This is a genomic window from Nostoc sp. (assembly GCF_036917815.1).
Taxonomy (GTDB): Bacteria; Cyanobacteriota; Cyanobacteriia; order Cyanobacteriales; family Nostocaceae; genus Nostoc.
The window spans coordinates 175,695-184,747 of sequence record NZ_JBALEK010000048.1; the positions used below are offsets into that span (position 1 = coordinate 175,695).

Annotated in this window: 9 protein-coding genes; 4 read left to right on the plus strand and 5 right to left on the minus strand. The window is 42.4% G+C overall.

Annotated features, from left to right (window positions below):
* Positions 1 to 88: 88 nt before the first annotated feature.
* Positions 89 to 1,318 (minus strand): succinate--CoA ligase subunit beta, encoded by a 1,230-nt coding sequence (locus V7K97_RS14530; protein WP_334801731.1) that lies wholly within the window; start codon positions 1,316 to 1,318, stop codon positions 89 to 91.
* A 649-nt stretch (positions 1,319 to 1,967) separates the two neighbouring features.
* Between V7K97_RS14530 and V7K97_RS14535 the strand changes: the two genes are divergently transcribed.
* A complete protein-coding gene (locus V7K97_RS14535) occupies positions 1,968 to 3,728 on the plus strand; it encodes a hypothetical protein (protein WP_334801732.1) in 1,761 nt (586 codons plus the stop codon).
* Between the two features lie 63 nt (positions 3,729 to 3,791).
* On the opposite strand, the gene V7K97_RS14540 is transcribed toward V7K97_RS14535, so the two are convergent.
* Together V7K97_RS14540 and V7K97_RS14545 are read right to left on the minus strand one after the other, a co-directional pair.
* Complete coding sequence (locus V7K97_RS14540; protein ID WP_334801733.1) at positions 3,792 to 4,643, minus strand: HNH endonuclease; 852 nt, start codon at positions 4,641 to 4,643, stop codon at positions 3,792 to 3,794.
* A gap of 53 nt (positions 4,644 to 4,696) precedes the next feature.
* Positions 4,697 to 4,912: a hypothetical protein gene (locus V7K97_RS14545; RefSeq protein WP_334801734.1), complete on the minus strand. Its 216-nt coding sequence runs from the start codon at positions 4,910 to 4,912 to the stop codon at positions 4,697 to 4,699.
* 217 nt (positions 4,913 to 5,129) lie between these two features.
* On the opposite strand from V7K97_RS14545, the gene V7K97_RS14550 reads away from it, so the two are divergent.
* Together V7K97_RS14550 and V7K97_RS14555 are read left to right on the plus strand one after the other, a co-directional pair.
* Positions 5,130 to 5,405, plus strand: coding sequence for a ribbon-helix-helix domain-containing protein (locus V7K97_RS14550; protein ID WP_334801735.1), 276 nt, complete (start codon positions 5,130 to 5,132; stop codon positions 5,403 to 5,405).
* On the plus strand, positions 5,402 to 5,746 hold the full coding sequence (locus V7K97_RS14555) for a type II toxin-antitoxin system PemK/MazF family toxin (protein ID WP_334801736.1): 345 nt from the start codon (positions 5,402 to 5,404) through the stop codon (positions 5,744 to 5,746). Before V7K97_RS14550 ends, V7K97_RS14555 begins: the two co-directional genes overlap by 4 nt.
* A gap of 35 nt (positions 5,747 to 5,781) precedes the next feature.
* Here the strand turns inward: V7K97_RS14555 and V7K97_RS14560 are convergent, their stop codons facing one another.
* Positions 5,782 to 6,558, minus strand: coding sequence for an ABC transporter permease (locus V7K97_RS14560; protein ID WP_334801737.1), 777 nt, complete (start codon positions 6,556 to 6,558; stop codon positions 5,782 to 5,784).
* 331 nt (positions 6,559 to 6,889) lie between these two features.
* Here V7K97_RS14560 and V7K97_RS14565 point away from each other — a divergent pair, with 331 nt between their 5' ends.
* Positions 6,890 to 8,038 (plus strand): DegT/DnrJ/EryC1/StrS family aminotransferase, encoded by a 1,149-nt coding sequence (locus V7K97_RS14565; protein ID WP_334801738.1) that lies wholly within the window; start codon positions 6,890 to 6,892, stop codon positions 8,036 to 8,038.
* A 120-nt stretch (positions 8,039 to 8,158) separates the two neighbouring features.
* Here V7K97_RS14565 and V7K97_RS14570 read toward each other — a convergent pair whose 3' ends face one another.
* The gene (locus V7K97_RS14570) at positions 8,159 to 8,902 is read right to left on the minus strand and encodes a DUF561 domain-containing protein (protein ID WP_334801739.1); all 744 of its coding nucleotides are present in this window, start codon (positions 8,900 to 8,902) and stop codon (positions 8,159 to 8,161) included.
* Positions 8,903 to 9,053 lie beyond the last annotated feature (151 nt).

Below are 9,053 nucleotides of genomic sequence, written 5' to 3' on the forward strand. Positions count from 1 at the left end.
TCCCACCTCTGGGCTAGGTAACGCAAGGAACCACGTTTTAAGTGTTCTCGTTGAACCAAGAATCCCCGTCGATTTATCGCGGGGAGTGTCAATACTTCTTATTAGCTGTTGGTTTAGCAAGACGAACTGCTGCCGCCACTGCCTCATCTAAATTTTCTACCACGAGGAGCGCGTTGCTGTGGGTTTTTAGTGTTGCTAAATATTTTCTCGCAGCATTAAATTCAGAACCAGCAAGGCGGACAACTAAAGATGGAAAATTAAGCTCTCGCCGAACTTTACTACCATTAGAACGTACAACCTGTAATTGAAGTTCGCTGTTGTCTGGCTGCACAACTCTGGCGATAACTTCAGTCACTTCCTCAATTTGAGGAATGGTACCTAGGAAGTTAATTAGTATTACTTGAATGCTTTTATCAGCCTCCAGCAGTTTCAAACCTGCTTCTAGGCGATCGCGGAAGGTCGTTGGTGTAGTATCTGTAAGGAAAGCGTGACGTAGATTTAAACAAACACCTGGATTGCCACCAGCATTAGCGACTAAATCCAAAGTTGCCATTACCGAACCAGTACCATTACCTAAAATACCGATTTTCCCATGCATTTGCACACCATCCCAGTCGCCCAAAATCCCGTTGATTTCAGTACTGGTATGACGGCTGATAATTTTTGCCGCCATCTCAGCAAGATCGGGATGACGCTTGATCGCCCGTTCGTTGACTCTGACTTTACCATTAAGAGCCATAACTTGACCAGTCGCACTGATTGCCAAGGGATTGATTTCGACTAAATCCAGGTCTTTTTGCACAAATAACTGGTACATCTTCTGGAGAACGTTGCTTACCGACTGCATCAGCGTCCCTTGCAAACCCATTTTCAAAGCTAATCGTCGGGCATAAAATGGCGAGAATTCTTGTTCTACGACAACATGGTGCATTTTTTCTCCAGCCGACTCCCAATCAATGTCTGCTTCTTTGCAACCTAAAAGTACCGGTCGGCAGACAGCAGTATCTAAAACCACCGCTAGATAAAATTCCTGGTTAGCGTCGTATTGGGATTCTGCCAGCACAACTTCTGGCAATTCGCCCCATATTGGTAAACTAAAGATATTTTGAGCAGCTGCGATCGCATCGATTGTCGTCTCCGCAAACCTAACTCCCCCTGCTTTTGCCCGTTCCGCTCCATGTACTTGAGATTTTAGCACAATCGGAAAGCGAATTTTTAAACGTTTCAAATCTGTAGGATGGTCAATTCGTTGGGAAGGCAATACCGGAATGCCTATCTTCCCAAACCACTCTTTAACTTGGTACTCTAATAAATCCATTGATACACCTTGTATTGACACTTTCCAAGTTTTTGCTTACTGCTGTCTTAATATTTTGCAGCACCTTTATTGCAGAATTAAGCTTTTGGCAGCTATAAAAGTTTATTTTTCACGGATCAATTTTATCGAATTCAGCAAATGAGGCAGATCATTTCTCATAGCTAACCTGTTTGTGACATAGCTACAACACTTAATTAATCTCCTCAGCAAGTTTCCCAGCATAGAAGATAACTAGCATTTCTGTCAAAACCCTCTGACATAGCATCGTTTTCTTAACCTTTGGATCATTTGGTAACAACTGCTCTGCAACTAGAATTTTGCCGAGCAGTAGCTGCTGTGAATTTAATTGTCACTAAATAATGCAGTGAGAATACTCAAACACTCTATTATTCCCATTTTTTCTTTGTAATTTATATCTGAAGACAGATTATTTAATTTTGCATCTAGCACTGTGAAAATGTAGCGAGGCGAACAATAACTACTTTTTAAATTTTTGGTGAAAACTCAGAATTTGTGTTAGAAAGTTGGTCGTTCAGATTTTCAAGCTGTGGTTGGTTAAACTGTGCATTTGCATTCAACAAACCGAGAAAGTTCGTTTCATCTCCTTAAAAATAATCAAAACAATATAGTAATTTAGCGGGAAAGCTCTATGAAAGTAGCAGTCCAGCAGGAAGACTTACAGCTTTTAGCCAAGACTTTGCAGGAACAATTACTTGTAGAAGTCTCAACGGCTGAAGTCTTCGAGGTTAAGTGTGCCGTCAATAAAGACGGGTTAATGATTCTAACGCAACACGCATCAGATGTAATAGTTGACGCTCAACTAATTTTTGCAGTCATTGAGGAGGTACTTCAGTCTATAGCGCCCCGCAAAGAGCAACGGGTGCAATGTTTCCTCAGAGTTGTTGGTGAACAACTCCCTTATGCCAAATGTTTGTTGACGTTGAAACAGATGGGGATATGGGGGGATGGGGGAGATGAGGAAGCAATATCTTCTTATTCATCCTCCTCATCCTCCTCATCCCCCTCATCATCTCTGACATATACTCAATCAATCGATGAGATTGACGAAGAGGAAGTGTTTGACCCGTTTGCAGATGTGCCGAATTTGTCGGCTTCTAAGCGAGCATTTCAAGTCAAACCTATCTTGCTGGGTGCAGCATTGTTGGGAATTGTAGTTTTAGGCGGTGGTGCTTACTTCTTGACTCGTCCTTGTGTGATGTCTGAATGTCAAGAAATACAAAACGCCGAGCAATTAAAAACAAAATCCCCGCAACTGATGCGCCGCGCCAAGTCTGAAAAAGAGTTAGTAGCTGTACAACAGCGACTTGCAGCAGCCAGCACAGCCCTGAATATAATTCCTAGTTGGTCCCCCCGTTACCAGGTATCAGAAGAACTAAAAGCAAGTTTGTCTGGGCGGTCAGAAAAAATCAACCAGGTGGTCAAGGCTTTGCAAACGGGAGCTTTGGCGACAGAAAAAGTTCAAACTCCTGCACATAGCCTAGAGGAATTACAAGCTAGGCAACACTTATGGCGGCAGGTTATAGCGCCACTAGAAGCGATAAATTCCAGTAGTGAACTTTATGGACTTGCACAAGGGAAATTACTTAATTATCGTGTCCATTTACACGCTGTAAATCAGCAGATATTTACTGAGGAAAAATGGCTGAAAAAACTAACAGCAGCAAAAGCTGTAGCCCTTTCTGCCGAAAATCGGCAAGCTACTGCTAAATCGTTGAATGACTGGCAAAAGGTGCAGTCTACTTGGCTGGTGGTAATTAATGCCTTGAATACTATTCCCGAAACTAGCGCTGGATATGAAGAAGCCCAAAAGCTGTTGGTAGATTATAAACCTAAGTTAGTCGTAGTACGCGATCGCGCTACTAAAGAACAATTAGCTGTTAAAACCTACCAACAAGCCGTTAGCACCGCCAACCAAGCCAAAGTATATCAGCAACAAAACCAATGGCAAGCAGCAGCAATATACTGGGATCAGGCTTTGCAAGCTGCTAAAAAAGTTTCCCAAGATAGCTTGTACTACACTCAAGCCCAGTCTTTAATCGAACCCTATTCAGCAGCCCTTAAACAAGCACAAGAAAAACTACAAGTTGTTAGTAGTTTGCAACAAACCCGCACCGATTTAGATAAAACCTGTACTAATGGAATTCGGATTTGCACCTTTAGCATAGATAACACAGGAATTCTTGTCCGGCTAACCCCTGAGTATGACCAAATAAGGCAAAATAATTCGGCTAATCCTTATTCTGAGAACTCGGATACTGCTGTTGATGTTACCAATCACTTGCAAATCTTACGAGAAGCCCTAGCCGTAATTGGTGAGAATGCCAACTTGTCTCTTTTCCTCTATGATTCCAAGGGTCAGGTAATTTATACACGGACTTTAGGCGGATAGAAAAGTTTGGAGTTTGGAGTTTGGAGTTAGGAATTTTTGATTTTGGGCAAATCCAACGTAACGTTAGGTAGCGAAATCACTACGATCAGAAGTATCTAATAACACTTTGATTTCTTCAATACTGAGTGGAGGTGAACGGCGATGAATCATAGCGTGGCAGTTTGGACAGACAGGACGTAAATCTTTCACAGGATCAATATTGTATTCCTCAGCAATTTCTGAAATAGGGCGTAGATGATGCACATGAATAAAACCTTCGCCGAATTGCCCAAAGACTTTGCCAAAATTGAAATCGCAAACAGAGCAACTTGAACCGTAATAATCAATACATTTTTGTCGAGCTTTAGGATCTCGCTCATAAGCGTTGACTGAAACTTGGCGTACCGCTCCTTCACGAAATATTTCCGATGAATCTAACTCATCAGGAAAAAACCTGGCAGTGTTTTCAGGGCTTAACTCAGCGCCTTTTATTAAGTATCGTTGAGCCAGAAAGTCATAGACTTTGTTAATTTCTAATTCAGATCGATGTCCTAACTTTGCTCCAAAGCGATAACCCAAATTGTTCCACGTAAGAACTGCATTCAACGTTTCGTCAGTGTAATATCTTCGCTGTAGAGTTGCATTTTTCCATCCAATCTTGAACTGTGCCCATCTTCGATTATCAGGAGGACTGCGATTGTCTTGGTCATAAACTAATTCATTGAAAATCTTTTCGTAAAAAACTTGATTAGATAGTTCTGTCGTACTGCGTACAACCCATCCCAGTGTTTCTAGAGCCTGTGCAACTTCAGGTCTTAAAACCCAGTGCCACTCACCTTTGCGTTTCTCAAATGTGACCAGTGTGCCTAACTTCTCTGGTTCTGGGCTGTAACCCAACTGCTCACCGACCAAACGCGCTAAACGCCCATACATCATATTTGCTGTTGTATGGTGGCTGTAGCCTATAGCTTGAGAAAGTTGTTTTGCAGTTATTTTTTGCTCAGGTGCATCACTGGATAGATGAGATTTTCACAAATAGCATCTTCAGAATTATCAATAACTCCATCTGTAAATAGCAAGTCTAATTCTTCTTTGAAAGATTCTTTAGCTGGAAATTCTACTTCTAGCATAAAATTAGACTGCACATACTTGATTTGAAATTTTTTAATTACCGCACTAATAGTTTTATAATTAGTAAATGCCATTTTAATTTACCTTGTTGTGAAAACACTATTACCGTCTAAACACAGGTAATATAACGGAATATTTTCAGTACTCCCATTATTAAGCTAGCATCTGAAGACTATACAGCAGTTAAAAATTCTCAGTAAAAAATTCCTCTCGGATTTTCAAATATGCTTCAGCTTCATTTAAAATGATGTTATAAAAGTCATCAAAACAAACATCGTTTGCTAAAACTGTATGGAGCAACAGACGGTTCGCACAACGTTGACCCTGCCAAAAGATTTGTTAGAGGCAACGGATAAAGCTGTTCAGTCAGGAAAAGCCAGAAGCCGTAACGAGTTTGTAACACGGGCATTACGGCGTGAACTCGCTGCTCAAAAACGGGCAGAAATTGATGCAGCCTTAGCAGAAATGGCAAATGACGTAGAGTATCAAGCCGAAGTTTTGCAGATGGAGGCAGAATTTGCTCCGGCTCAGTGGGAGGCTTTGAAGCTTGAGGAAACTTCAGAATGAGACGGGGTGAAGTCTACGATGCCCGTCTAGAGCCAACTGAAGGATCAGAACAGGGTGGAACCCGTCCAGTCATTATTGTCAGCCGGGATGTAATTAATGCTGCCAGTCCTGTGGTTCTGGCAGTTCCCTGCACAACATATCGATCAAGTAAGCGGATCTATCCCACACAAGTTTTGATCCAGCAACCTGACGGTGGGTTGACTCATGATTCGCTGGCAATGACAGATCAGATTCGGGTACTCTCAAAATCACGCTTATTGCATTTCCGGGGAAGACTTTCTGAGGAAGCGATCGCCCAATTGAATCAAGCACTGTTGATTACCCTTGATCTACCAGGGTAAGATGATGAAATACTCAAGGATGTAGATTAACCGCTTCACCTCACCAACTGGGCGACAGAATTAAAAAATTGACGACACAACCCTTTAGTAAGTAAAACTGTTGTCAGTAAATTAGCGAAAGCCACCATGAACATAATCAAAATTTCATATGATACAGCATCTAGAGGTTTCACGCCAGCTAATAACTGTCCGGTGGTAATTCCTGGTATTGCCACCATCCCGATAAGGATCATTTGATTGAGAGTGGGAATCAATGCGGTTCTGATGGCTTCTTTACGGTACTGGCTAACTGCTTGCTCTGGAGTTGCACCTAAGCTCAAATAGGTTTCGATTTCGAGATGGCTGGAATTAATGGTGCTGACAAGACGTTCGCCTGCGATCGCAGCCGCATTAGTAGCATTACCTAAGACTATCCCTACCAGGGGAATTATATACTGTGGTTCATACCATCTTTCTGGTTGAATGATTAAAAAGTTGGTGTAAAACACTGTCAGGGCGGTACTAATTAAAATTGCACCCCACACCAAAGGCAACACCCGAGGAATTTTTTGGCTGATACGATTTCGTGCGACAATCGCCGTAATTGTCAGCATTATTGCTAATATCGCCAAAACTGCCCAAGCATTGTCTAAAGCCAAGATGAAATCTAAAATGTATCCCAATACAAGAAGTTGTAAAATGGTTCTCCCAGTCGCTAGGGCTAAGTTTAACTCTAGTCCTAATTTTTCCCAGGCAGATAAACCAATGGCGATCGCCATTAATCCCACAGCAATAGCTAAATCCACGAAATCCAGCTTGATCAGATCCTGCATGGCTTCTCTATGTCCTGGTATCTTTTTTTCAAAGCAGCCCACACAAGAGGAACTTTGATCCGATGTGTTGGATCTTGGTTGATATATATCACCTTTATCAATTCAAAATTCCAAATGGTACGACCTTAACATGGCGGACACCTAATATGCCTACTATCTGTAAATTAACTGTGCGGTAGTTCACCGCCCCACAATTTAAGTAAAAACCCTACCTAATAGATGCGTATCTTGGGCGATAGTCTTTTAGTAGCTTCTTTTTGATTCACAATTCAATCAGCAAAAATTGACTGTTGAAGTGCATCCTTTGTATCTCCCGATAAAATGAGAACTCATGATCCAAAGTGTAAATCCTATTCCCGCCTTTGATATCAAGCAGCAATACACCACCATCGAAGCAGAAGTAAGTGCAGCCGTCTTAGAGGTTCTGGCTTCTGGGCGCTATATCGGCGGTCCCTTAGTCGAAGGCTTTGAACGGCAGTTTGCCGCTTACAATACTGCTACTGAATGTGTCGCTTGTAATTCTGGTACTGATGCGCTCTACTTAGCGTTACGAGTCTTAGAAATTGGTGCAGGCGATGAAGTGATTACAACGCCTTTCACCTTTATTGCTACATCTGAAGTAATTAGCGCCGTGGGTGCAAAACCTGTTTTCGTTGATATTGATGCTACTACGTTTAATTTGGACGTTGAGCAAGTCGCGGCGGCCATTACACCCAAAACTAAAGCGATTATCCCGGTTCATCTATTTGGACAACCCGTGGATATGACATCATTGATGGCGATCGCTCAGTCTCACAATTTGTCAATAATTGAAGATTGCGCTCAGTCTACAGGGGCAATTTGGGCTGATCAAAAAGTCGGAAGTATTGGACATATTGGTTGCTTTAGTTTCTACCCTACCAAAAATCTTGGTGGTTGTGGTGATGGCGGCGCAATCACGACTAATGATCCGGCGATCGCCACTAAACTGCGAATACTACGAGATCATGGCAGTAGAATTAGATATTTACATGAAGAAATTGGTGTAAATAGCCGATTGGATGCTCTCCAAGCAGCTATTTTGCAGATTAAACTGCGTTATTTAGATATTTGGAATGATCGGCGGCGAGATATCGCCAATTATTACTACAAGTACCTGTGTCAAGTTCCGGGGATTGTCCCACCGCAAGAATTACCTGGCGGTATTGGGGTATGGAATCAATACACTATTCGCATATCAGGCGAAGGGCGAAATGGTTCTAGCGCCAAATATCGAGATTGGGTGCGTAGTCAATTGCAAGAACAAGGTGTGAGTTCAATGATTTACTATCCCCACCCTTTACATTTGCAGCCAGTTTATCAAAGTCTAGGCTATCAAATTGGCGACTTACCAATAGCCGAGCAAGCTTGTCATGAAGTCATATCCTTGCCCATGTTCCCAGAACTAACCGAACAGCAGCAAGAGCAGGTGATTTATGCGTTGAAAGAAGTTATGAGTTAGAAGTTAGGAGTAGAGACGCGATTAATCGCGTCTGTACAGGAGTTAGAAGTTAGGAGTTTTGGATAAATAAGTTTCTTCAACTCCTAACTCATCACTCCTAACTTCTTCAACTCATCACTCTTAACTCATTACTGCCTTTGCAGTCGCTAAGGCTTCTACTAAGCCACGCACAGCAGCAATCATTGCTATTTCGCTATTGAGTTGGTTGATGGCAGAACCAACACCAACGCCAGCAGCACCAGCAGCGATCGCTAATGGTGCGGTAACGTTAGAAATACCTGAAGCACACAATACTGGCACTGACACCACACGGGAAATCTCAAAAGCTGCTGCCAAGGTGGGGGCAGCTTTTTCAATTAATCCTAAAGTTCCAGGGTGAACAGGGTTACTGCTAGTACCGCCTTCGGTTTGGATAATGTCCGCTCCAGCTTTCACCAGTTCTTCTGCTAACTGTACCTGTTGATCTAGTTCCAGAATGTGAGGAACGGTGACAGATAAGGTGATTTCCGGGAGAAGAGCGCGGGTTTGCTTAGTCAGCGCTAACACTTCTGGAGCCTCAAAGCGTCGTCCTTGAGCATAAAAGGAATCGAAATTCCCAATTTCAATTAAATCAGCACCAGCTGCTACAGCTTGCACAAATTTTTCTGGTTCCACTGCTGAAACACAAATTGGCAAATTTGTCAAACTTTTAGCTAGCTTGACTAAAGCGGGATCGGCAGCAATATCGACAAAAGTAGCACCGCCAAATTCAGCAGCTTTGACAGTCGCAGCGACGCTAGCGGCGTCGAAGTTATTCAAACCGCTGATCACTTTCAGGACGCGGCGGTTAGTAAATGCACGTTGGAGTGTAGAATGCATCGTCATAGTTTGGCTTTTGAAGCTACGAAAATTAGGTATATTCTACCGTCCCTCAGTTGATCAGGGAAGAATTTAATTGCAAAATACTCATCTAAACCTAATCAATCTTGTTTAGCTTGAGTAGGTTTTTCGTTCGCAGCAATCATTTGATCAATGA

Coding starts and splice junctions, on each gene's coding strand:
- V7K97_RS14530 (WP_334801731.1), bottom strand. CDS start 1,318: ATGGATTTATTAGAGTACCAAGTTAAAGAGTGGTTTGGGAAGATAGGC.
- V7K97_RS14535 (WP_334801732.1), top strand. CDS start 1,968: ATGAAAGTAGCAGTCCAGCAGGAAGACTTACAGCTTTTAGCCAAGACT.
- V7K97_RS14540 (WP_334801733.1), bottom strand. CDS start 4,643: ATGATGTATGGGCGTTTAGCGCGTTTGGTCGGTGAGCAGTTGGGTTAC.
- V7K97_RS14545 (WP_334801734.1), bottom strand. CDS start 4,912: ATGGCATTTACTAATTATAAAACTATTAGTGCGGTAATTAAAAAATTT.
- V7K97_RS14550 (WP_334801735.1), top strand. CDS start 5,130: ATGGAGCAACAGACGGTTCGCACAACGTTGACCCTGCCAAAAGATTTG.
- V7K97_RS14555 (WP_334801736.1), top strand. CDS start 5,402: ATGAGACGGGGTGAAGTCTACGATGCCCGTCTAGAGCCAACTGAAGGA.
- V7K97_RS14560 (WP_334801737.1), bottom strand. CDS start 6,558: ATGCAGGATCTGATCAAGCTGGATTTCGTGGATTTAGCTATTGCTGTG.
- V7K97_RS14565 (WP_334801738.1), top strand. CDS start 6,890: ATGATCCAAAGTGTAAATCCTATTCCCGCCTTTGATATCAAGCAGCAA.
- V7K97_RS14570 (WP_334801739.1), bottom strand. CDS start 8,902: ATGACGATGCATTCTACACTCCAACGTGCATTTACTAACCGCCGCGTC.